The following is a 23525-nucleotide window of genomic DNA, read 5'->3' on the forward strand; positions in this document are numbered from 1 at the left end:
CCGTACGCCACACTGGACGGCGGTGCCTGAGTCATCGGAGCGCGTCGGCCCACCGAGGGCGGACCCCCGTCACCGCGTTCCGGCAGCGATCACCTGGAGGTCGCCCCCGTGCAGACCCGGACCGTGACGAGTACGACGGACCACGCCCCCGCGTACGCCCCCGCGATTCCCCCGCAGAGCAGGGCCGCGCACCATCCGGAGAGCGGGGCCCGGCCGCCCGCGCCCCCCGACGCCGTGCTGGAGGAGGAGCAGGACGACGAGGAGACCGCACCCGCCGCACCCCCGGGCCGGGCCACCGACCACACCGGGGCGGGATCGGACCTGCTGCGCCAGTACCTCCGGGAGATCGGCCGCGTCCCGCTGCTGACCGCCGCCGAGGAGGTGGAACTGGCCCGTCGCGTCGAAGCCGGGCTCTTCGCCGAGGAACGCCTCGCCACCGGCCCCCGCCCCGACTCCCGGCTCGCCCACGACCTCGACCTGATCACCGTCCTCGGCCGCAACGCCAAACGCCGCCTCATCGAGGCCAACCTCCGGCTCGTCGTCTCCGTCGCCAAACGCTACGTCGGACGCGGCCTCACCATGCTCGACCTGGTCCAGGAGGGGAACGTCGGGCTCATCCGGGCCGTCGAGAAGTTCGACTACACCCGGGGCTACAAGTTCTCCACCTACGCGACCTGGTGGATCCGCCAGGCCATGTCCCGCGCCCTCGCCGACCAGGCCCGCACCATCCGCGTCCCGGTCCACGTCGTGGAGCAGATCAACCGCGTCGTCCGGGTACGCCGCCGGCTGCTCCAGGAACGCGGCTACGAGCCCGCCGCCGAGGAGGTCGGCGCCGAACTCGAACTCAGCGCCGAACGCGTCCGCGAGGTCCTCCGGCTCGCCCAGGAACCCGTCTCCCTGCACGCCCCGGTCGGCGAGGAGGACGACGCCTGCTTCGGCGACCTCATCGAGGACGGCGACGCCGCCTCACCCGCCGAGTCGGCATCCTTCCTCCTGCTGCGCGAACACCTCGAAGCCGTGCTCTCCACCCTCGGCGAACGCGAACGCCGGGTCGTCCGGCTCCGCTACGGCCTCGACGACGGACGCTCCCGCACCCTGGAGGAGATCGGCACGCTCTTCGGCGTGACCCGCGAACGCATCCGCCAGATCGAGGCCAAGACCCTCGCACGGCTCCGCGGCCACGCCTACGCCGAACAGCTCCGCGGCTACCTCGACTGAGCCCCGGCCCCCCTGGTCCCGCGAACGCCGAAGGGCGCCCCCGGACGGCCGTGCAGACCGTCCAGGAGCGCCCTCGGCCGCCGTACGACCCTCAGTCGACCTCCGCCAGCGCCTCGGCGAACTGCGCCGCGTACAGCCGCGCGTACGCGCCCTTCGCCGTCAGCAGCTCGTCGTGCGAACCCTGCTCCACGATCGAACCGTTCTCCATCACCAGGATCACGTCGGCGTCCCGGATCGTGGAGAGCCGGTGCGCGATCACGAAGCTGGTCCGCCCGTGAGCGAGACGCGCCATCGCCTTCTGGATCAGCACCTCGGTACGGGTGTCCACCGAGCTGGTCGCCTCGTCGAGGACGAGGATCACCGGATCGGACAGGAACGCCCGTGCGATGGTGATCAGCTGCTTCTCGCCCGCGCTGACCCCGGTGCCCTCGTCGTCGATGACCGTGTCGTAGCCCTCGGGGAGCGTACGGACGAAGCGGTCCGCGTGCGCCGCGCGGGCCGCCTCCTCGATCTCCTCCCGGGTGACCTCGCGCGCGGCGCCGTACGCGATGTTCTCCGCGATCGAACCGCCGAACAGCCAGGTGTCCTGGAGGACCATCCCTATCCCGGACCGCAGCTCGTCGCGCGACATCCTCGCCACGTCCACGCCGTCCAGCACGATCCGGCCGCCGGTCACCTCGTAGAACCGCATCAGCAGGTTGACCAGCGTGGTCTTGCCCGCGCCCGTCGGCCCCACGATGGCCACCGTCTGCCCCGGCTCCACACTCAGCGACAGATCCTCGATGAGCGGCTTCTCCGGGTCGTAGCGGAACGACACGTTCTCCAGCCGCACACTGCCCAGCAGCTCGGCGGGACGCTCCGCGTCCACCGGGTCCGCCCCCTGCTCGTCGGCGTCCAGCAGCTCGAAGACCCGCTCGGCCGACGCGACACCGGACTGCAGCAGGTTCGCCATCGACGCGACCTGCGTCAGCGGCATCGAGAACTGCCGCGAGTACTGGATGAACGCCTGCACGTCACCGATCGACAGCGAACCCGACGCCACCCGCAGCCCGCCGACGACGGCGACCAGCACGTAGTTCAGGTTCGACACGAACATCATCAGCGGCTGCATGATCCCGCTGTTGAACTGCGCCTTGAACCCGGCCTCGTAGAGCGCCTCGTTCTCCTCCGCGAACCGCTCCGCCGACTCGTCCTGGCGACCGAAGACCTTCACCAGGCTGTGCCCGGTGTACATCTCCTCGATGTGGGCGTTGAGCTTGCCCGTCACCTTCCACTGCTGCACGAACTGCGGCTGCGAACGCTTGCCCACCCGCGACGCCACGACCACCGACAACGGCACCGTGACCAGTGCCACCAGCGCCAGCAGCGGTGAGATCCAGAACATCATCACCAGCACGCCGACGATCGTCAGCAGCGAGTTGATCAGCTGCCCCATCGTCTGCTGGAGCGTCTGAGAGATGTTGTCGATGTCGTTCGTCGCCCGGCTCAGCACCTCACCGCGCTGCTTCTGGTCGAAGTACGACAGCGGCAGCCGCGACAGCTTCGTCTGGAGATCCTCGCGGAGCTGGAACACCACCCGGTTGATCATCCGGATCGACAGCCGCGTCGACACCAGCATCAGCAGCCCGGCACCGACGTAGACCGCCAGCACCGCCAGCAGCACATGGCCCACCGCGGTGAAGTCGATGCCCTGCCCCGGAGTGAAGTCCACCCCGGAGAGCAGGTCCGCCATCGCGCCGTCGCCCTTGTCCCGCAACGCCTGGATCGCCTGCGCCTTCGTGGCGCCCTCGGGCATGCTCCGCCCGATGACCCCGCCGAAGATCAGGTCCGTCGCCGCGCCCAGGATCTTCGGCCCGACCACCGACAGACCCACGCTCAGCACACCCGCGAGGAGCATCAGGTACAGCGAGGACTTCTCCGCGCTGAACCGCCCCAGCAACCGCTTGGCCGACCCCTTGAAGTCCGCGGACTTGCTCACGGGCGCCCCGGCCATCATCCGTCCGCCCGGCCCGGCCATTACGCCGCCTCCGCTTCCGTCAGCTGGGAGAGAACGATCTCCCGGTACGTCTCATTGCCGTCCATCAGCTCGCGATGGGTACCCGTGCCCACGACCCGGCCCTCGTCCAGGACGAGAATCCGGTCGGCGTCGCGGATGGTGGACACCCGCTGCGCGACGATCACCACCGTCGCCCCCGCCGTCTCCCGCCCGAGCGCCGCACGCAGCGCCGCGTCGGTCGCGTAGTCGAGCGCCGAGAACGAGTCGTCGAAGAGGTAGATCTCCGGCCTGCGCACCAGCGTCCGCGCGATGGCCAGACGCTGCCGCTGACCGCCGGAGACATTGGTGCCGCCCTGCGCGATCGCCGAGTTCAGGCCGTTGTCCAGCCGCTCCACGAACTCCTTGGCCTGCGCCACCTCCAGCGCGTGCCACAGCTCCTCGTCGGTCGCGTCCGGGTTCCCGTACCTCAGGTTCGACGCCACCGTCCCCGAGAAGAGGTACGGCTTCTGCGGGACCAGGCTCACCGTCTTCGCCAGCAGCGCCGGATCCAGCGTCCGCACGTCCGTACCGTCGACGAGGACCTCGCCCTCCGTCACGTCGAACAGCCGCGGCACCAGCCCCAGCAGCGTCGACTTCCCGCTGCCCGTCGACCCGATGATCGCGGTCGTCTCGCCGGGCCGGGCCACCAGGTCCACCGCGCGCAGCACCGGCTCCTCGGCGCCCGGGTAGCGGAACTCCGCACCCCGCAGCTCCAGATGACCGTGGCGGCGCAGCTCCGTCACCGGGGCGACGGGCGGCACCACGCTGGACTCGGTCTCCAGGACCTCGTCGATGCGCTCGGCGCACACCTCGGCGCGCGGCACCATCATGAACATGAAGGTGGCCATCATGACGGACATGACGATCTGCATCAGATAGGACAGGAACGCCGTCAGCGCCCCGATCTGCATCCCGCCGCTGTCGATCCGGTGCGCGCCGAACCACACCACCGCGATCGACGACACGTTCACCACCGTCATCACGGTCGGGAACATCAGCGCCATCAGCCGGCCCGTGGACACCGCCACGTCCGTCAGCTCCGTGTTCGCACCCCGGAACCGCTCCACCTCGTACCCGTCGCGCACGAAGGCGCGGATCACCCGGTTACCGGTGATCTGCTCGCGCAGCACCCGGTTCACCGTGTCGAGACGCTTCTGCATCGTGCGGAACAGCGGCCGCATCTTCCGGACGATCAGGCTCACCGCGATCCCCAGCAGCGGCACCACGGCCAGCAGCACGGAGGAGAGCGGCACGTCCTGGCCGAGCGCCATGATGATCCCGCCGACGCACATGATCGGCGCGGACACCATCAGCGTGAAGCTCATCAGGACCAGCATCTGGATCTGCTGGACGTCGTTGGTCGTACGGGTGATCAGCGAGGGGGCCCCGAACCGGGCGACCTCACGGGCCGAGAACGACTGCACCCGGTCGAAGACCGAGGCCCGCAGGTCGCGGCCGAGCGCGGAAGCGGTCCGCGCCCCGAAGTAGACGGCGCCGATGTTGCAGACGACCTGGACGACGCTGACAGCGATCATCACGCCGCCGTACTCCAGGATGTAGCCCGTGTCACCCTTCACGACACCGTTGTCGATGATGTCGGCGTTCAGGCTGGGCAGGTAGAGCGAGGCGCAGGTCTGCAGGAGCTGGAGGAACACCAGCAGCAGGATCGGCCTTCGGTAGGGGCCCAGGAAGGACCTGAGCAGTTTTATGAGCACGCGTGTCTCTCGGGTCGGCGACGGCAGAGGCCGAACCATCTTGCCGTGCGCACCTCCGTGGGGACGAACCGTTTTCCCCAAGCCGGAGTCAAGAAGCGAGAGCGGGGCTCACGACCGCCGTCAGTCGGTGCCGGCCTCCGCCCCCGGCCCGTCGGACTCGAACGCCCCCGGGTGGATCTGGTCGCGCGTCGCCTCGTACTGCTGACGCACCGCCCGCCCCACCGGCAGCTCCTCGCCCGGCTCCAGCACCTGCGCCGCCGCGCCCTGCCAGGCCGGGGGAGTGGCCGGGTCGAGCCGGCCCTGCGAGACCCCCAGCGCCCACGCCGCCTGCCGGGCCGCGCCCAGCGCCGCGTACTGGGCGGGCTGCGGCACGACGACCTGCGTACCGAAGAGCGCCGGCGCCATCGCCCGCACGGCGGGCAGCTCGGCCGCGGCGCCCAGCAGGAACACCCGCCGCACGTGCACCCCGCGCCGGCGCAGCACGTCGAGCGCGTCGGCCAGCGAGCAGAGCATCCCCTCGAACGCGGCCCGCGCCAGGTGCTCCGGCTTCATCGACTCGCGCCGCAGCCCGCAGAGCGTGCCCGCCGCGTGCGGCAGCTGCGGGGTCCGCTCACCCTCCAGGTACGGCAGGAGTACGAGCCCCGAGGAGCCGGGCGTCGACTTCAGCGCGAGCGCGGACAACTCCTCCAGCCCGCCGTCGAGCCCGAGCATGTCGGCGGTCCCGCGCAGGGCCCGTACCGCGTTGGAGGTGTGCACCACCGGCAGGTGCATCCCGGTGGCGTCGGCGAACGAGGTGATCATCCCGCCCGGATCGGCCAGCGCCTCGTGGTGCACGGCCATCACGGAACCGGAGGCCCCCAGCGACACCACGGCGTCCCCGACCGCCACCCCGAGGCCGAACGCCGCCGCCATCGTCTCGCCGGTACCGGCGGAGATCAGCAGCCCCTCGGGGGTCGTACCGGCCGCGTCGGACGGGCCGAGCACCTCGGGCAGCGCGGCCTGATGACCGAGCGCCAGCTCCACGAGGTCGGGCCGGTAGGAAGAGGTGCGCGCCGACCAGTACCCCGTACCGGAAGCGCCGCCCCGGTCGGTGGTCCGCCGCGCGGGACGCCCCAGCAACTGCCACACCAGCCAGTCGTGCGGCTGCAGCACGGCGGCCACCCGCTGCGCGTTCTCCGGCTCGGTCCGCGCCAGCCACCGCAGCTTCGCCACCGGCTGCGAGGCCTGCGGTACGGCCCCGACCGCCTCGGCCCAGGGCTGCCGCCCGCCGAGCCCGTCGACCAGATCCGCCGCGGCGACCTGCGCCCGCCGGTCGTTGCCCACCAGCGCCGGACGGACGGGCGTGCCCTGCCGGTCCAGCGCCACCAGCCCGTGCTGCTGCGCGGCGACCCCGATCGCCTCGACGTTTTCGAGCAGCCCACCGGCGGCCGCCTCACCGAGGGAGAGGAGCCACGCCTGCGGATCGACCTCCGCGGCCTTCGGTTCGACCGGATGTGCGGCGTACCCCTCCCGCAGCACGGCACCCGTGTCCGTGTCGCAGACGACGATGTGCGTGAAGGCGGCGGAACTGTCCAAGCCGGCGACTATGCCCATGTACGGATTCTGCCGCATCGCGAGAACTTTCCCCCAACCGCCTCCGGCCCCGGTCCCCGCGGTGTGCGGGGGCCGGGGCCGGAAGCGCTCGGGCCGGGTGACGCGGGGCGGGTCAGGTGTTGGTGGTGCCCCAGTCGTCCTCGACACCGTTGTGCCCGGCGCGCTCCCGGAGCGACCGCACCCGGTCGGCCACCGACGCGGGCACCCGGCCCTCGACCTTCTCGCCGACCTTCTCGCTCACCGAGTGGTACGCCTTCCCCGCGTACTCCCGGCCGCTCTGCGCGGCCGACTCCACGGTGTTGCGCACGGCGGGGTTCTCGGCGACCTGGCGGGCGGACTTCTTCAGCTGCTCGTAGCGCTCCCGGCCGGCCCGCGTGCCGAGCACGTAGCCGAGAGCGAGGCCGGCGATGAACGTGAGCCGGTACCGCATGGCAGTCACCCTTCGTTCTGCGTTCGCTGCGTGAGGCGTTCTCTGCGTGGGACGTCCGCTGTGCGGGACGTCTGCTCCCCGCCTACCCGGAGGCACCCGAGATCACCCCGGCACGTACCGATTGGCGAAGCACCCCCCTGCTTGCGCTAATGTATGTGTCGCAGCGAACGCGCGCCGCTCGGCAGTAGCCAGGCAGGTACGATTTCGAGGCAACGCAGCAATCCCCTGTAGCTCAATTGGCAGAGCAGCCGGCTGTTAACCGGCAGGTTACTGGTTCGAGTCCAGTCGGGGGAGCGCGGTCCCCTGTAGCTCAATTGGCAGAGCATTCGGCTGTTAACCGGAGGGTTACTGGTTCGAGTCCAGTCGGGGGAGCCAACGGAAGAGGACCCTTCGGGGTCCTCTTCCGCGTTGTGGCCCACCTCGGCTCCGGGGGTGGATCTCCGCGCTGTGGGCCTCGTCACTCCCCGGCTGCCCGGAGCCCCTCCGCCGCCTCGCCCGTGACACGTTCGGGTCGCTTTCCGGCCGCACGGAACCGGGCAGCACGCAGCGCAGTCCTCATGATCAAGCGATGTGGACCAGCCGGAGCGAGAGATCGTATGACCGGCTATGCTGCGGCAGACGGCGCGCACACTTGTACGCGCCACGCCGAAACGGGGCGGTAGCTCAGCCGGTTAGAGCAGCGGACTCATAATCCGTCGGCCGTGGGTTCGAGTCCCACCCGCCCCACCCAGCGTCCCCAGGCAGAATCGTTCTGACCTGGGGATTCGTGTGTTCCGGGGGGCTGCGGGCTCCGCGGCGGTGCAACGGACGTGCAGCGTTCCGCGTTCTGCGATCCGGGTTCTCGTGTTTCTTCCGGGCATTCGTAACTGGGGTTTTGACGCCTCCTCGGTGGAACGAGTGGTCTGCGGTCCTGCGGTCCCGCGGTCATCGAGGGCGGCGGCGCACCCCCTGTCCACCGTTCCCCTCCGTCGAGCGGCCCGTACGGCGGTCGGCCGCGACGGCCGGTCCGACGAGAGCGCGGGGTGTGGGCCCCCGGCCTTCCCGCACCGTGTTCGTACCTCGCTCGACCACGGCATGGGCGCGTTCTCTTCGGCCTGCTTGCTGCAGGAGGCCGGCGGTGCCGGTTCGACGGCGTCACTCACCGAGGGAGGCAGGATGCCTCATCATGACGTCTCACCGCGAGGGAGCTGTGGCCCTCCTCTCGTGCGAGGCGGGCCACAGCTGCGCTCGGTTATTCCGGGATGGTGTCCAGGAACGGCCGCCCGTGCGCGCGCATGAGCCGAATCACCTCCGCGTACACGGCGTTGTCCTCGATGACGAGGGCCACGCGGTCACGCGTGTTGAAGATGGTGCCCAGCGCGACCTTCGTCCGGAGGACGACCCAGCCCTCCTCGGACCCGTCCCAGACGAAGTGGTACTCGGCGGCTTCCTCCGTCGTCTGATCCGACTCCACTCTGAAATGCCCTCCTTCGTGAACGTCGTCACCAAGCCTCCCCGGCCGGTCGGGACGACCTTCGAGGAGCGTACGGACGGCCCTGTCATCACGAAAGACTCCAGGGGGTCCTGTCCGGCCGACCGTACCCACGAGGACATGTCATCATCTGAAGACATCACTTGATGACGATCTCGGGAGAGCCTGCCGATGAATGCCCCTCACGCCACCGCCGACCTTCGGCAACGGGCCCTGGTCCCGGTACTGGTGTTCATCGGCACCGTGGTCGCGGTGATCAGCAGCCTCGGGGCTCCGCTGGTGCCGACCATCGCCGAGGTGGACCACGTGTCCCTGTCCGACGCCCAGTGGTCGCTCACGATCACCCTGCTCGTCGGCTCCATAGCCACCCCCGTGATGGGGCGCATGGGCGACGGCCCCCACCGGCGGCGGGTGGTGCTCGGGGCCCTCGTGATGGTGCTGGCCGGCAGCGTGCTGGCCGCGCTCCCCCTCGGCTTCGGTTTCCTGGTCACCGGGCGCGGGATGCAGGGAGTGGGCCTCGGTCTCGTCCCATTGGCCATCGCCACCGCGCGCGACGCCCTGCCGGGAGGGCGGTCGCGCTCCGCGGTGGCGATGCTCTCCATCACCACCGTGGCCGGCGTCGGACTCGGCTATCCGCTCACCGGCCTGATCACCCAGACCATCGGCGTCCACGCCGCCTTCTGGTTCGGCGCCCTCATCAGCGGCCTCGCCCTGCTGGCCGCCGCCCTGGTCGTACCGCAGGCGGGCGGACGGGAAAGGCGGCCCCTGGACGCACCCGGCGCGGCACTGCTCGCCGTCGGACTGGCCTCGCTGCTGCTCGCGCTGAGCGAAGGCGAGGTCTGGGGCTGGACCTCGGCCCGGGTGCTGGGCCTGTTGCTCTTCGCGCTGCTGCTCCTGGCCGGCTGGGGTTTCCACGAACTGCGCACCGCCCACCCGCTGGTGGACCTGCGGACGCTGCGCAACCGGTCGGTGCTCACGGCCAACGTCGCCGGCCTCATAGCGGGCGTGGCGATGTACATGATGATGTCGCTGATCACCCGCTTCTCTCAGACCCCGGCCTCCACCGGCTACGGCTTCGGCACATCGGTGCTGGTGACCGGGCTGGTGCTGCTGCCCTTCTCGGCCGCCAGCGTGGCCTCCAGCAAGCTGGTGCCGCTGCTGGTCCGGCGGACGTCCACGGCGGCGGTGCTGCCGATCGGCTGCGGGATCTCGCTGGTGTCGATGGTGTTGTTCCTGTGCGCCCGGGGCGGTCTGTGGGAGCTCTTCGTGGTCATGGGCGTCGCCGGACTCGGCGTCGGCTGCACCTTTGCCGTGATGCCCGGACTGATCGTCAACGCCGTGCCCGCGCACGAGACCGGCAGCGCCATCAGCTTCAACCAGGTGGTGCGCACCATCGGTTACACGACCGGCAGCGTCGTCAGCGCGGTCGTCCTGGAGGCGCACACCGACCCGGGCCGGATCCTGCCGACGGACAGCGGCTACCAGGCCGCGGCCTGGCTGGGCTGTGCGATCTGGGTGGTCGCCGGGATCGGTACGATCGTCCTGCCCGGACGGGCCGGGGCAGTGGAGTCCGGGGTGACCGCCGGGACCGTGGACGAGGAACTGCTGATGGAAGAGAGCCTTGCGGACGCCGAGGGCGCCGAGGACAGTGTGACCGCGGTACCGGGCGGACCCGTCCGGTGAGCGAGGGCAGGCGGCGGGACTCCGCCCGCAGTCGGCAGTTGCTGCTGGAGGCGGCTGCCGGCCTGTTCGCCGAACGTGGCTTCGACCGCAGTACGACGCGGGAGATCGGTGAGCGTGCCGGTGTGGATCCGGCCCTGATCGCCCGGTACTTCGGGGGCAAGGCCCAGCTCTACCTCGCGGTGCTCGACCTGGACCGCAAGGGGGTCCGGCCGGCCGACCTGTTGGAACCCGAGCGCAACCGCGGGCTGGTGAGCGGGGTGGATCTTCGCGGTCCGGGACCGATCTTCCGTTCGGCGGTCGACCCGTTGAGGGAGCCGAACGTCCGGGACGCCGCCCTGGAGCAGCTCCAGTGGCGTCTGGTGGACCCGTTGTGCGAGCGCTTCACCCGCGAGGGTCTGGACCGCCCCCGGTTGCGGGCGGAGCTGGCGGTGGCGGCGTTCGTGGGCATCGTGCTGTGCCGCCACGGCGGCACCCTGGGAGAACTCGCCGGGGCCGACGCGGACGAACTCGTCCCGCTGGTGCTGGACATGCTCGGCCAGGGCTCTTGAGCCTGCGGCCCGGTCGTCCGCGAGCCCGGACCGCGCTGTCGCGGAGAGATTCCACATGGGCGTAGTCCTTGCCTGCGTACTCGTTCTGCCCGCGGTGATCCACCTGGGGTGGATCGCGTCCTGGTGGGGAACCCGGCGCCTGCGGTGGATCGGGCTGGTTGTCGCGGCCGCGGCCTCCGTGGTCTGCGCCGTCATCGGCCGGGACGCCATGGGCCCACGGACGGACCCGCACGCCCTCGGCTGCTCCTCGGCCCTGGAGTGCACGGACCTGCGCCCGGTCTTCGTCGTCGCGTCCGGGCTGCTCGGGTTCGTGTCCTGTCTGGCGCTGGTGGTCCTGACGCTCGTGGTCGAGTTCGTCGTGCGCGTCCGGAGGAAGAAGCCGGTCTGACAGCCCTGACCGCCCTGACCGCCCTGACCGCCGTGCTGGCCCCGACCGCCCCGCACGCCGTGCTCGCCGTCGCGGAGCGGGCGCCGCCCACGCCGGGCCGGCCGGGTCAGCCGCCCCGGCCCGCGCCGAGGAAGGCGAGCAGGCTGACCGCCGCCGGGCGCGCGTCACCGACGGCGGCCCGGTGCAGGTCCCGTACGGTCCGCACCACGGCCCGGGTCACGACGTCGACGCCGGCCTTGCGTTCGAACCAGTGCCAGTCGCCGTGCGCGTTCATCTCCAGGAAGACCGGCTCGCCCCCGTCCCGGTCCCGGAGGAAGTCGAACGCCCCGAAGACGGCTCCGGTCTCCCGGGCGATGGCGCGTGCCGCCGATGCCACGGCGGCCGGGCACCGGACCTGACGTACCACCACCTCGTCCGGGCGGATCCAGATGTCCTCGGGATGTTCCTTGGCCACCTCGAAGGCGTGCAGCTCGTCCCCGGCGAGGTAGACCCGGTACTCGGCGTCGTGCTCGACGTACTCCTGGAGCATCACCGGTGTGCCCCGGGGCAGGCCGGGCAGGCCGGCGAGCCGGTCCCGGTCCAGGACCCGCGGCAGGTACCAGTCGAGCCGGCCGGGTTCCGGCTCCACGTAATGCCGGTCGAGGACCTTGAGCACGTACCGCTCGGCCGGAAGCAGCCCGGCCGCGTCCGCCGGGTCGGTGGTGACCAGCCCGCGCGGGACGCGTACACCGAGCGCCAGGGCCCGGGCCCGCTGCACCAGCTGCCCCGGATCGGCGGCGCCGATGGTGGCCGGGGAGGCGGCGGCCAGCTGCTGGGCCAGCGCGGTCCACGCGTCCCGGTACACCATCCGCCCGCCGGCCGGACCGGCCGGCAGTCCGTCCGGCGCGGCCCGCAGGGAGTAGTGGCGCAGCCAGGTCACCGTCGGGGCGAACCGGTGCCCGTCCAGGGTCAGTACACCGTCCGGCCCGTGAACGGCCCGGACGTCCGCGAGGCCGTCCGCGTCGAGCCGGTGCACGGGCACCCCGACGCGGCGCAGCAGGGCGGACACCTCGGTCGCCTCCCCGTCGCCCCGTCTGGTGAGCAGCAGGACGCACCGCTCATCCATGGGTCGGGGCCAGCAGCGATTCCGCCATCTCCAGGAGCCGCAGGGCCTTGTCGGAACGGTTGCTCGGCTCGGCGGCGCGCAGCCGGGTGAGCAGTTCGAGCCCGATGGCGGCCTGGTCGGCGAGCAGTCCGAGGAGTTCGACGTCCGCCATCTCCCGTGCGCCGCCGGCGCCCCGGTCCAGCACCTCCAGCACGCCCACGCACTCGTCGTCGCCGAACAGCGGAGCGGCCATGATGCTGTCGGGCACGTACCCGGTGGAAGCGGCGGCATCGCCGGAGAAGTGCCGCGACTCGCGCAGGTCGTCGACGAGCATCGACTGACCGGACGAGGCGACCCAGCCCGCGATGCCGGTTCCCGCCGGGAAACGCGTACCGACGAGTTGGCCGTCGCCGCCCTCACCGGCCACGGCCTCGAAGACCAGGTCACCGGTCTCCGGATCGATGAGGAAGATCGAGGAAGCCGCGGCGCCGAACGCATGGCGCGCGACTTCGACGATGGACTGCAGCAGGCGGCGCTCCACGGGCGTCGCGGCGTCAACGGGTTTCGTCATGCGCACCTCCAAGTCGACCGGTGGTGTTCCCGGCGCAGAGGAACAGCACCGTCTTGAGCTGGAACGGTGTGAGCCAGGGGTGCTTGCCGAGGATCAGCGCGCACAGGCCCGAGATGTGGGGCGCGGCGAAGCTGTTGCCGGTCGAGCGGATGGAGCCGCCGCCGGGCCACGCCACGGGGACGCGCACACCGCGTGCGTGGAACTCCACGGGCGGCGCGGGGTTGTAGTAGTACGTCATCGGATCGTCCTCGTCGTGGCTCGCGACGGAGATCACCGAGGAGAACGACCAGGGATAGCTGGGCACCGGCCGGTTGTGCGCGGAGACGACGAGCGCGCACCGGCGGAAGTAGGCCCGGTCGACGAGCTCGTGGAGCTGCGCGGTCAGGGCCGGCCGGGTCGTCGCCAGGCTCAGGTTGATGACATCGAAGTTCTGCTCGACGGCCCAGGAGAGCCCGGCGATGAGCGCCGGGCCGCTGCCCGTCTTGCCGTCGGTCAGCACCTGGACGGACGAGACCGAGACCCCCGGCGCGAGGGACCGGATCACCCCGGCGCAGGCGGTGCCGTGTCCGGCGCGGTCGGTGGGCTCGCACGGCACCATCTCCACCTCGCCGTCCTCGGCCGTGACGGCCGTCATGGCGAGGTCGACCGGGCCGACCATCGGGTGGCCGCCCTCGACCCCGCTGTCCACGACGCACACCCGGACCCCGGAACCGTCGGCTCCGCCCCATGCCCACTCCGGGGAGACCGATTCCAAGGGGACGGACGCGAACCTCTCACGCGCCTGCGCCCTCGTCACGCCCCAGGCCGGTACGCCCGGCGTGTAGGGCCGCGCGGGCCGTCTCCAGGGTGGATCGCTCATCGGTTCTCCCCCGGTCCTGCCGCTCTCCAGGCCCGTACCGTCCGGGCGGGGAGCACGGCCTCCTTCGCCGTCAGGGCGTCCAGCGCGCGCCCGGCGGCATGCCGGGCGCGCTCCGGTTCACCGGCGGCGTCCAGCACCCGGGCCGCCTCGAACCAGACGTCACCGATGAGACAGGGGTCGTCGGTGCCGTCCAGGGTGGCGGTCGCCCGCTCGGCATCCCCGACCGCGTCCCCGTACGCCCCGGCCCGCGCCCGGACCCGCGCCCGCAGCGCCAGCCGGACGGCCCGGGTACGGGTCTCCTCCGGCCGGTCCGCGGGCGGCCCGGCGAGCTCGGCCGCGTCCGGACCGAAGCCGTCCCCGGCGCAGAACCGCTCCCGTGCCGCGTACAGGCGCAGGGTGGCCGCCGTCCGCGTCTGCCCCAGAGCGGCGAGCCCGTCCGCAGCGGCCGTGTAGTGGCCGGCGGCCGGCAGGTGCGCCCCGGCGAGGGACTCGACGAACCCCGCCGTCTGGCCGGCCGCGAGCGTTCCGAGGGCCAGTGCCAGGTCGTCGCAGTGCCTGCGGACCAGCGCGATGTCCTCGCGCGCCGCGTCCACCCGGTCCGACAGGGCCAGATGCCGGGCCCGGGTGAGCAGGACCGGCACGAGCAGGCTCCGGTCGCCGTCGAACCGACGGACCAGCTCCTCGCAGAGGCCGATGGCCTGGGTGAGCGGGGTCGGCGACCACTGCGTCAGCTCACATATCGACGCGAGGATGCGGTTCCCCTCATAGGTGTCGCCGAGCCCGCGCGCCCGGGAGAGCGCGTCACGCATCGAGCCCTCCGCCGCGCCGACCCGGCCCTCGGCGAAGCTCCGCAGTGAGGACAGCTGGTGCAGCCTGCACCAGCTCAGGTCGTCCGCCGGACCGGGCGCGGCATGTCCGCCACCCGGGGCGTACGGGGCGCCGGCGGGCTCCGCTCCGCCCGAGCGCAGAGCGATCAGCTGCCGCAGGATGGCGCAGGTGTCCCGGGTCGGGGCGTCGTCCCCGTTCTTGCGCTCCGCCTCCGCCACGGCCTGCCGGGCGCTGTCCCAACGGCCCAGCGCGGCATACGTGTCGGTGATGCGGGCGGCGAGCACCCGGTGCTGGGGGTCGCCGTCCGGAGTGAGGCCGCGCCCGCGTTCCATCAGTGAGACGGCTGCGGGCAGGTCCCGGCGGTGCAGCGCCCGGTACCCGGTGGCCACCAGGGCGCGTGCCGCGCGCCCGGTCAGCGCGGGCAGCCCGGGATCGCCCGGGTCGGCCTCGGACAGCAGGCGGCACGCGGACTCCAGGCGGTGAGCGAGGTCGCTCTCCGCGGCCGGGCCCGGCGGACGGGCTTCCAGCCGGTCCGCGAGCACGGTGTGCCAGGCCGCGCGCCGGGCCTTGGAGGTCATCTCGTACAACGTGTCCCGGGCCAGTGCGCGGGTGAACCGGTACGAACCGGGCGAGCCGAACACGTGGATCACCCGGGAGCGCAGCAGCCTGGCCAGGGCGTCGTCGAGGACCCCGCCCGCCAGCGCCGGCTCGTCCGCGGCGAGTGCGCGCACGTCCTCGGCGCTGAACGACCCACCCACCACCGCCGCCCGTTCCAGCACGGCGCGGTCGCCGGCCGGCAGCCGGTCCAGCCAGGCCGTCAACAGGACCCGGATCGACGTGGGAACGCCCTGGTCCTCGGCCCGGTGGCCGGCCAGGTTCTCCAGGAGCAGTTCGGCGAACAGCGGGTTGCCGTCGCACTCCCGCACGACCCGGGCCAGGTCGTCCTCGGTGGCGACCGCCTCCTGCGCGGCGACCTCGGCCCGGTCCGCGAGCAGCCCCACCAGCCGCTCGGTCTGCGCGGGCGGCAGGGCGTCGAGACGCAGGGCGAGGTCCCCGGCCGGCACCGCGCCCGTCTCGGCGCGCGCCACACGGATGACCAGCAGCGGGGTGTCCCGGGCGCCTTTGCCGAAATCGGCGACCATGTCGGAGAGGGTCGGCTGCGCCCACTGGAAGTCCTCCAGGACCAGGATCACCGGGGCGTGGCGGCCCAGGGCCTCCAGGAGCCGCCGGAACGCCCAGCCGATCTCGTCGACGCTCACCGGGAGCCCGCTCTCGGTGCGGATGCCCAGGGCGACGGCGAGGGCGGTGACGGCGCGGTCCGCGCTCGGGCGCAGCGTCTCCAGCGCTCCTCGCGCTTCCTCCCAGCCGCCGGGCAGCGACCAGACCGCCTCGGCCAGCGGGCGGTGGGCGAGTCCGGCACCGTACGCCTGGCAGCCGGCCCTCAGGACGACGGCATCCTCCCCGGCGCGGCCCAGGAACTCCCGCACCAGGCGCGACTTGCCGATGCCCGGGGGACCGGCGACCGTGACCAGGAGGCTGCGGCGTCCGCTCCGGATCTCCGTGAACTCATCCAGCAGGAGCCGCAGTTCACCGTCGCGTCCGACGAGCGGGACCAGGTCCTCCCGGCTCGCCGCGTCGAGGACGGACAGGACCCGCCGGGCGGCGACCGGTTCGCGCTTGCCCCTCACCCGCAGCGGTGCGACGGCCTCCATGCGAACCCGGCCGCCGACCAGGCGGGCCGTCTCCTCGCCGATGAGGATCTCGTGCGGCTCGGCGTGCGACTGGAGGCGGGCGGCGGTGTGCACGACGTCCCCGACCACCCTGGCCGCGCCGCCGAGTGCCCCCGCCACCACGGCCTCTCCCGAGGCGATCCCGCAGTGGGTGTCCAGCGGCACCCCCGCACCGGACCCTCCGGCACCGGTCCCGATGGCCGTCACGGCCTCCCGGACGGCGCACGCCGCCCGGACCGCGTGCAGTGCGTCGTCCTCATGGGTGACGAACGCGCCGAAGACGGCCATCACGGCGTCGCCGATGAACTTCTCGACCACGCCCCCGTGTTCGGTGACCGCCGTCGTACAGGCCCGGTAGTACCGGTCCATCGTGCGCCGCAGCGCTTCGGGGTCCAGGGTCTCGGCGAGCACTGTCGAGCCGACGAGGTCGATGAAGAGCGCAGTAACGATTCTCCGGCTGTCCGACGACGGAGTCCCCACGACGACCGGTGTGCCGCACTCCGGGCAGAACCGGGCTCCGTCCGGCACCGTGGCACGGCAACCGCCGCACCGCGCGGCGCCGTTCACAGGAGCTTGAGGTCCTGTCCCTCCACCTCACCGGACACCGCTTCCAGTCGCTCCTTGACGGTGTTGAGGACCTGGACCTCGTGCTCGCTGAGCCCCGAGAGGACCGAGCGCTGCTCGACCGCCAGCAGGTCCACCGGATGGCCGGCCTCACGTAGTGCGTGCAGGGCGTCGAAGGGCATGGTCACCGGTACCTCGTTCCCGTAGTGCGGCCAGTCGAGGGGGGCGCCGACCGGTCCGATGGAGCACTCCGCGACCGTTGCCGCCGCGAGGACGCCGATGGCCCCGGGGGCCTCCTGCCGCTTCCGCTCGTCCGCGGGCAGCGGCGGCCAGATCCCCTGGACCAGAACACCCTGTGCGTACAGTCGCGCAATCATTTCCGTACGATTCGACGCGCCCGTTCTTCGGAGCATGTTGCATAAGTGGGCCGCCACCGTATGCGGGCTGATGCACAGAGCCTCAGCGATATCCCGGTTCGAGGAGCCGGCGGCCACGAGCGAAGCGATCAGAATTTCACGCCTGGTCAAAACCCTTACCCCTCACTTCGGTGAGCGAAGCGTTGGCCGGCAGAGAAACGCCGCGCTCCCGGGCAAGAGAGTAGCTGCGGGTCATGCTCCGGACAAGCACGCCTAGAACGGTTCACACGACACCGGATTCATAGTCATTCGAGGGATGTGAAGCCCGGGGGCGCGGGAGCAGCCTTGCCTCAGCACCAGCCAGTGACCGCCTCCAAGAAGGAGTGACCCATGTCGCAAGCACCCCTCGATGCGCTGCGCAGCGCCGGCACCCCGGTCGACCTGCTGTCGGAGTCCGAGCGCGACGTCTTCAGCGCCCTCAGCCCGGACGAGGTCGCGGTTCTCGGCTCGATCCAGGCCCGGCTCAACGCCGTGTCGGCCGCGGTCGAGGGCCAGGTGAACGACAACCAGGTCAACGTCCTCTGCTGATTCCCGACCCGGTGGGTCCGGCGGCATCGGCCGCCGGGCCCACCGGACCGCCGTGCGCCCGGACACCCAGTTGGAGCGTGATGATGGACCAAGTCAGCAGATATTTGGTGCTGAGCGACCGTGCGTACGCCCATACCAGCGGCGTCCCGGTCCGGCTCGCCTACAGCACCCGCACCGCGAGCACCGTCGCGGTGGACCTCCCCACCGCCCGGGCACTGGCGGCCCGCGACGCCGGCGCGCTCACCCCGGCCTGGACCGGCGCCCTGCGCGCGGCCCAGTTGCTCGTACCGGCCGGCGAGGACGAGCTGTCCGCCGTACTCGACCGCAACCGACGCGCGTCGGCGGAGCGTTCGGCCGTGCACATCGCCCTTCTGCCGACCTCCTACTGCAACATGGGGTGCGCCTACTGCGGCCAGGAGCACACCCGGGGCGGGCTGACCCACACCCACCGCAGCCGGGTCCGCGACCGGGTGCTGCGCGCCGTGACCGCCCCGGAGACCCGCAGTGCCCGCATCGACTGGTTCGGGGCCGAACCGATGATGGGCTACGCGGTCATCCGCGACCTCGCCCCCCGGTTCGTCGCCGCCGCCGCCGAGCACGGGGTCGCCTACTCCTCGGTGATCGTCACCAACGGCTCTCTCCTCACCCCGGCGAAAATCAACACGCTCATCCGCTCCTGCGGGGTCACCCATTTCGAGATCACGATCGACGGGCCGCCGGATATACACAATGAACACCGGCCACTGAAAAGCGGACGCGGATCTTTCTGGAACATCGTGCGCGCCGTGCGTGCCGTACTCGACGAACCGGATCTGGGCTCCACCCATTTCGCGTTCCGGACGAATGTCGACGTGCACAACCAGGACGATGTACCCCGCTATATCGAGCTGATGGCGGAGCTGGGTTTCAGTGACCCCCGCGTGTCCTTCTCGATCTTTCCCGTCCACTCCTGGGGAAACGACGTATCGGCGATCGAGGTGTCCAAGCACGAGTTCGCCGAACGCGAGACGGGGTGGCTCCGGCTGCTCGCCGAGCACGGGCTGCACACGCAGCTGCTGCCGACCACCGCGCGGAAGGTCCTCTGCCCCGCCACGACCCGCTCGTCCGAGATCATCAGCAGCACCGGAAACATCTTCTCGTGCAGCGAGTACCCCCTCGTCCCCGAGGCCGAGCGCACCCTCCCGCTGACGCACATCGACCGGGCGGGTACCGAAACGGTCCGGCCGCTGGGCCCCTTCGACGGCTGGAACGAAGAGATCGCCGCGGGCACCACCTGGTGCAAGGGCTGCGTCTTCATGCCCACGTGCGGCGGCGCCTGCCCCAAGGCATGGCAGGAGGGGCATCCGCCCTGCCCCAGCTACAAGTACAACGTCCAGGAGAGGCTCGATCTCATCGCCGCCCAGATCGGCCTGCGCGAGGCGGCCGGTGAGCCTGCCGGAGCCCGGTGATGACGGCGGAGACCGGCGCGGACTCCGCTGGCCGGCTGCTCATCGGGGTGTGCGGCTCCGGCAACGTACTCGCCGTTCCGCAGTACCTCATGGCCCTGCGCACCGGCCTCGGACCCGATGTCGAGATCCGCATGGCCATGACCCGCTCCGCCGCGATGCTCGTCCCGGCCGCCACCATGCGCCTGCTGTGCCGGGACGTGTACTGCGACGGCGAGGACGAGCTGACGACCGGCCATGTCGCCCCCGCCGTCTGGGCGGACCGGTTCGTCGTCCTGCCCGCCACCGCCAACATGCTCGGCCAGGCCGCCAACGGACTCGCCTCCGGACTCCTCAGCTCGGCCCTGCTCGCCCATGAGCGCCCGGTGCTGTTCTTCCCGAGCATGAACAGCCTGATGTGGGAGCGCCCCGCCGTCCGCCGGAACGTGGCCCGGCTGCGCGCCGACGGCCACGCCGTGGTGGACCCGGTGCCCGCCCCCGCCTGGCAGATCTCCGCGGGCGACGTGCGCAAGAACCTCGGGCTGCCGCCGCCGAACACCGTGACCGCGGTGATCCGCGAGTTCCTGGACCTGGACGTGAGGGCTGTCCCGTAACCCCTGGTGGGTGGGCGACGACAGCTACGGCACCTCGCCGCGTCGCCGGAACGTCCGCGTACATCCAGCACGCGGGCGCTCCTCCGCCTCGCGATGCACCGCATCCGACGCCGCACACCGATCCACCACGGATCACGGGGCAGCCCTTGGACCCGCTCGGCGGCTGAGCACCGGCACCAGCACGAGGAGGACACGTGGCACCAGCCGGACAGAGGTTCCGTACGGCACTGACGAGCGGACCGATGTCGGTGCGCGGCTTCCGGCTGCTGCTCGCCGGGCAGCTCTCCTCCACGGTCGGCGACTACTGCTACGCCGTGGCGCTGCCGTGGCTGATCCTCTCCGGTGACGGCGGCCCCGTCCTGCTCGGCACGGTCCTGGCCTGCTACGGCATCCCCCGCGTCGTCACCATTCCGCTGGGCGGCGTGGTGGCCGACCGGATCGGCGGCCGGCGGGTGATGCTCGCGGCCGACCTGGTGCGGGCCGTGGCCGTGGGCATCCTCGCGGTGCTCGCCTCGACCGGGACACCGACACTGGCCCAGCTCGCGCCCATCGCCGTCGTCCTGGGCGCGTGTTCCGGGGTCTTCATCCCCGCCTCGTACACCCTTCTCCCCGCCCTGCTGCCCAAGGAGGACCTGGGCCGGGGCAACGCCCTGTCGACCATGGTCAACCAGGTCGGCGGACTCCTCGGGCCGACGGCGGGCGGCGCCCTGGTGGCGGCCTTCGACGCGGGCCCGGCGCTCACGGTCGACGCCGCGTCCTTCCTCGTGTCGGCGCTGGTGCTCGCCCGGATACGCTCCGGCGCGGATGCGGACGCACCGCGGCAGGACGGGCCCGCGGGTGCCGAGGAACCCCCGGCCCGCGAGACGTCCTTCGTCGAACTGCTACGCCACGGACGGCTGTTGCACGTCGTCCTGGTGGTGGCCCTCGTCTGCAACCTGGCCTTCAACGGCACGATCGAAGTGGCCCTGCCCGAACTCGCCCACCAGGGCATGGGCGCCACCGGCTACGGCGTCCTGCTGACCTGCCTGAGCCTGGGCGGTCTGGCCGGTTCGCTGGTGGCCGCCCGCAGCCGGCCGGCTGAGTCGCCCGCCTATCTCTTCGCCGCCCTCGCGGTCGTCATGGGCATCGCCTTGAGCGCCGTCCCGTACGCCGGGGGCCTGGTCGGCGCCGCGGTGTGCGTGTGCGTCTACGCGCTGGCCAGCGGCTGGCAGAACATCGTCGTGGTGACGCTGCTCCAGGTCTGGGCCCCTCCGGCACTCATCGGCCGGGTCATGAGCCTGGTCATGCTGGCCGTCATGGGCACCTTCCCGGTCTCCGTGGCCGTGGCCGGCTTCGGGGTCCGCCACCTCGGCGCGGCCCCGTTCTTCCCGGTGGCGGGCGCTGCCATCGCCCTGTCCGTCCTGGGCGCGCTCACCCAGCGCGCCTTCCGCGACCACCGCTCCGGCACCGAGTACGCCCCACCGGTCCCCGTACCACCGGGGGCCCCGGCGAGCGGCCCCGCATCCGGCGTGCCGACCGCCCGCACCACGCATCCACGGCAGGACAACAGTCAGGAGTCACCACGATGAGCGTGTTCGTCCCGTTGGGCATGCCGCGGTTCGAGGGGGAGCCCGGCCACGGCCGGCGGCCGGGCCGGGGCACCGGCAACACCGCCTACCTGCTGGTCAACCCGCCGGTGACCGACCCGACGACCGCTTACCACTCGATCCCGTACCTCGTGGGTGCCGCCCGCGAGGCCGGCCACACCGAGTACGCCTGTGTGGACGCCAACCTCGACGCCTTCACCCACCTCGCCGACCCCGAGCGCTTCGGCGCGACGCTCGCCGCCGCCCGCCGCACCCGCGCCGAGATCGAGGCCAGGTCCACCGCCCCGCGCCGGCACGACGAGATCCGTTACCGGCAGGCACTGGCCGCCGAGGGCCTGAGCGCCACATCGGCCCGCGACGCGATCGGCGTGTTCCAGGACCCCGAGCACTTCTACCACCCCCCGACCTACGCGCAGGCGGTCGCGGTGATGAGCCGGTGGTGGGACCTGATCGCCCTGGAGATGCCGCCCGGCGCGGCGGACGGCTTCTCGATGCGGGTGAAGTCCGCCGTCAACCTGTGCAGTACGGCGGACCTGTCCGACCCGGCGGTCCCGGCGGCCGTCGCCCGCCCCTTCGAGGGCTACTTCGCCGACGAGTTCGTCCCGAAGCTGCGCGAACGCCCCTGGGCGGTGGTGGGCCTGTCGGTCAACTACACCAGCCAGCTGCCCGTCGCCCTGAGGATGGCCCGCCTGATCCGTACCGTGCTGCCCGACGCGGTGATCGTCTTCGGCGGCACCGAGGTCGGCGACGTGGTCAAGTACGCCCCGGACCTCGCGGCCCCGTGGCGGGTCTTCCAGGACGCCGACCTCATCGTTCCCGGCGAGGGCGAGACCGCCCTCATCGGCATCCTCGACGCGGTCGGCAACGGCGCGGTCCGGGGCGGCGACGCCTTCGAGGCCATCGGCGGCGTGATGACCAGGAGCCGGCCGGTCCCCGACATCGCGTACAGCGATGTGGCGGCGCTCGCCTCCCCGGCGTACGACGTGTGGGACTGGGAGCGTTACTGGGCACCCGAGCCGGTGATCCTCTACAGCCCGACCCGGGGCTGCTACTGGAACAAGTGCACCTTCTGCGACTACGGCCTCAACACCGACCGGCCGACCTCGCCTTCGCGGGAACGCCCTGTCGCGGCCGTGCTGGAGGACCTGCGGGAGGCGAGCCGCTACGGCAGGACCCTGTACTTCGCGGTGGACGCCATGTCCCCCCGCTATCTGCGCACCCTCGCCGCCGCCCTCGTGGAGTCGACTCTGGACCTGCGGTGGTCCGCCGAGCTGCGATTGGAACGCACGTTCCCCAAGCGTGCCGTGGGTGAACTCCTCGCGGCCTCCGGCTGCGTCGCTATCTCCTTCGGCTACGAGTCCGGCGCCCAGCGGATCCTCGACCTCATCGACAAGGGGGTCGGCATCGACGTCGTCCCCGACGTCCTGGCCGAGCTGGCACGCAACGGCATCGCCTCCCAGATCATGGGCTTCACCGGCTTCCCCACCGAGACCCGGGCGGAGGCGCTGGCGACGTACGAGTTCCTCCACCACCACGAGAAGCTGTGGACCACCTCGGGCATCGGGGTGTTCGCGCTGACGCCCGGTTCCATCGTGGCCAAGGACCCCGGACGCTTCGGGATCGATCTGCTGCCGCTGTCCGCCTCCGACGACATCCGGCGCTACGTGCCCTGGCGGGACCGGGAGACCGGCGAGGCCCACTGGCCGGTGGCGGAGGACCCGCGGATTCCCCGCGAGTACAGCACCGGCAACCGCCGGACCAGCTTCGACCGCCCCTTCCTCGGCGGCATCGACTCCGCGCACACCCTGCTGTACTTCGCGCGTTTCGGCCGGGGACTGCTGCCCGAGGCGCCCGAGGGGGCCGGCCACGAGAAGGAGTCCCGGGTCCGCCTGGTCGAGGAGCCCGTGGTGAGGATCCCGTTCGCCTCCGTCGACGAACTGACCGGTGTCGACGAGCTGATGGCGGAGGTGAGCCGCAGGAGCAGGGCGCACCTCGACACCACGTCAGGCGCGTACGAGGAATGGCTGGACGGCCCCGGCACGGCCCGCCCCGGGGCCTGCGGCGTCCTGGTCATGGCCAACGGCGGCCTCGTCGAGGTGCCCGCCGGGGTGGACTTCGGTACGGACAACGCCATGACCCGGGCCCTGCGCGTGATGCTCGCGACGCAGGCCCGGGTCTGAGAGCGGGCGGGGCGGCCGGGCCGGACGGCAGGGACACCAGGCATCCCGGTACATCGCACG

19 protein-coding genes, 3 tRNA genes and 1 pseudogene are annotated in these 23525 nt (G+C 71.9%); 12 read left to right on the plus strand and 11 right to left on the minus strand.

Translation table 11 applies throughout. The features are described 5' to 3' along the window. Positions 1-93: 93 nt before the first annotated feature. Complete coding sequence (locus ACWCSV_RS15245; protein ID WP_451142399.1) at positions 94-1218, plus strand: RNA polymerase sigma factor; 1125 nt, start codon at positions 94-96, stop codon at positions 1216-1218. Positions 1219-1309: 91 nt separating this feature from the next. Here ACWCSV_RS15245 and ACWCSV_RS15250 read toward each other — a convergent pair whose 3' ends face one another. From ACWCSV_RS15250 to ACWCSV_RS15265, 4 genes are all read right to left on the minus strand, one after another. After that, positions 1310-3235, minus strand: a complete 1926-nt coding sequence (locus ACWCSV_RS15250) for an ABC transporter ATP-binding protein (protein WP_451142283.1) — start codon at positions 3233-3235, stop codon at positions 1310-1312. Next, positions 3235-4968, minus strand: a complete 1734-nt coding sequence (locus ACWCSV_RS15255) for an ABC transporter ATP-binding protein (RefSeq protein ID WP_451142285.1) — start codon at positions 4966-4968, stop codon at positions 3235-3237. The genes ACWCSV_RS15250 and ACWCSV_RS15255 overlap by 1 nt, the downstream gene beginning before the upstream one ends. 120 nt (positions 4969-5088) lie before the next feature. Beyond that, a complete protein-coding gene (locus ACWCSV_RS15260) occupies positions 5089-6561 on the minus strand; it encodes an FGGY family carbohydrate kinase (RefSeq protein WP_451142287.1) in 1473 nt (490 codons plus the stop codon). A gap of 112 nt (positions 6562-6673) precedes the next feature. Continuing rightward, on the minus strand, positions 6674-6991 hold the full coding sequence (locus ACWCSV_RS15265) for a YtxH domain-containing protein (RefSeq protein ID WP_266704007.1): 318 nt from the start codon (positions 6989-6991) through the stop codon (positions 6674-6676). A 221-nt stretch (positions 6992-7212) separates the two neighbouring features. Here ACWCSV_RS15265 and ACWCSV_RS15270 point away from each other — a divergent pair. The 3 genes from ACWCSV_RS15270 to ACWCSV_RS15280 all read left to right on the plus strand — a co-directional run bounded on the left by ACWCSV_RS15270 (position 7213) and on the right by ACWCSV_RS15280 (position 7717). Then, positions 7213-7285 (plus strand) — tRNA-Asn (locus ACWCSV_RS15270). A gap of 5 nt (positions 7286-7290) precedes the next feature. Next, positions 7291-7366, plus strand: a tRNA-Asn gene (locus tag ACWCSV_RS15275). Between the two features lie 277 nt (positions 7367-7643). Further along, positions 7644-7717: transfer RNA gene (locus tag ACWCSV_RS15280), tRNA-Ile, on the plus strand. A 505-nt stretch (positions 7718-8222) separates the two neighbouring features. Here the strand turns inward: ACWCSV_RS15280 and ACWCSV_RS15285 are convergent. Beyond that, complete coding sequence (locus ACWCSV_RS15285; RefSeq protein WP_451142289.1) at positions 8223-8444, minus strand: hypothetical protein; 222 nt, start codon at positions 8442-8444, stop codon at positions 8223-8225. Positions 8445-8633: 189 nt separating this feature from the next. Here ACWCSV_RS15285 and ACWCSV_RS15290 point away from each other — a divergent pair, with 189 nt between their 5' ends. From ACWCSV_RS15290 to ACWCSV_RS15300, 3 genes are read left to right on the plus strand one after another with little or no spacing between them, the layout of a single operon-like run. Next, positions 8634-10145, plus strand: coding sequence for an MFS transporter (locus tag ACWCSV_RS15290; protein ID WP_451142291.1), 1512 nt, complete (start codon positions 8634-8636; stop codon positions 10143-10145). Then, positions 10142-10693 (plus strand): TetR family transcriptional regulator, encoded by a 552-nt coding sequence (locus tag ACWCSV_RS15295; protein ID WP_451142293.1) that lies wholly within the window; start codon positions 10142-10144, stop codon positions 10691-10693. Before ACWCSV_RS15290 ends, ACWCSV_RS15295 begins: the two co-directional genes overlap by 4 nt. A gap of 55 nt (positions 10694-10748) precedes the next feature. Then, entirely contained in the window at positions 10749-11081 is a 333-nt protein-coding gene (locus ACWCSV_RS15300) for a hypothetical protein (RefSeq protein WP_451142295.1), read from the plus strand. A gap of 106 nt (positions 11082-11187) precedes the next feature. Here the strand turns inward: ACWCSV_RS15300 and ACWCSV_RS15305 are convergent, their stop codons facing one another. The 6 genes and pseudogenes from ACWCSV_RS15305 to ACWCSV_RS15330 all read right to left on the minus strand — a co-directional run. Continuing rightward, positions 11188-12186, minus strand: a complete 999-nt coding sequence (locus ACWCSV_RS15305; RefSeq protein ID WP_451142297.1) for a hypothetical protein — start codon at positions 12184-12186, stop codon at positions 11188-11190. After that, the gene (locus ACWCSV_RS15310; RefSeq protein ID WP_451142401.1) at positions 12179-12706 is read right to left on the minus strand and encodes a GAF domain-containing protein; all 528 of its coding nucleotides are present in this window, start codon (positions 12704-12706) and stop codon (positions 12179-12181) included. Before ACWCSV_RS15310 ends, ACWCSV_RS15305 begins: the two co-directional genes overlap by 8 nt. A gap of 13 nt (positions 12707-12719) precedes the next feature. Further along, positions 12720-13595 (minus strand): S8 family serine peptidase, encoded by an 876-nt coding sequence (locus ACWCSV_RS15315; RefSeq protein ID WP_451142299.1) that lies wholly within the window; start codon positions 13593-13595, stop codon positions 12720-12722. Beyond that, a complete protein-coding gene (locus ACWCSV_RS15320; RefSeq protein ID WP_451142301.1) occupies positions 13592-16633 on the minus strand; it encodes an AAA family ATPase in 3042 nt (1013 codons plus the stop codon). The genes ACWCSV_RS15315 and ACWCSV_RS15320 overlap by 4 nt, the downstream gene beginning before the upstream one ends. Before the next feature lie 83 nt (positions 16634-16716). Further along, positions 16717-17094 carry an aroma-sacti cluster domain-containing protein gene (locus ACWCSV_RS15325; RefSeq protein WP_451142403.1) on the minus strand — a complete coding sequence of 126 codons (378 nt, stop codon included), beginning with the start codon at positions 17092-17094 and terminating at the stop codon, positions 16717-16719. Positions 17095-17100: 6 nt separating this feature from the next. Then, a pseudogene (locus ACWCSV_RS15330) lies at positions 17101-17244 on the minus strand (helix-turn-helix domain-containing protein); the annotation flags it as partial. Positions 17245-17463: 219 nt separating this feature from the next. Between ACWCSV_RS15330 and ACWCSV_RS15335 the strand changes: the two are divergent. The 5 genes from ACWCSV_RS15335 (at position 17464) to ACWCSV_RS15355 (ending at position 23465) form a co-directional block, all read left to right on the plus strand. Then, positions 17464-17661 (plus strand): aroma-sacti cluster domain-containing protein, encoded by a 198-nt coding sequence (locus ACWCSV_RS15335; protein WP_266703991.1) that lies wholly within the window; start codon positions 17464-17466, stop codon positions 17659-17661. A gap of 83 nt (positions 17662-17744) precedes the next feature. Beyond that, entirely contained in the window at positions 17745-19109 is a 1365-nt protein-coding gene (locus ACWCSV_RS15340) for a radical SAM protein (RefSeq protein WP_451142303.1), read from the plus strand. After that, entirely contained in the window at positions 19109-19699 is a 591-nt protein-coding gene (locus ACWCSV_RS15345; RefSeq protein WP_451142305.1) for a flavoprotein, read from the plus strand. Before ACWCSV_RS15340 ends, ACWCSV_RS15345 begins: the two co-directional genes overlap by 1 nt. 194 nt (positions 19700-19893) lie before the next feature. Then, positions 19894-21267, plus strand: a complete 1374-nt coding sequence (locus ACWCSV_RS15350) for an MFS transporter (protein WP_451142307.1) — start codon at positions 19894-19896, stop codon at positions 21265-21267. Next, entirely contained in the window at positions 21264-23465 is a 2202-nt protein-coding gene (locus ACWCSV_RS15355) for a B12-binding domain-containing radical SAM protein (protein WP_451142309.1), read from the plus strand. The genes ACWCSV_RS15350 and ACWCSV_RS15355 overlap by 4 nt, the downstream gene beginning before the upstream one ends. The last annotated feature ends 60 nt before the right edge of the window (positions 23466-23525 follow it).

The organism is Streptomyces sp. NPDC001770, assembly GCF_053596135.1.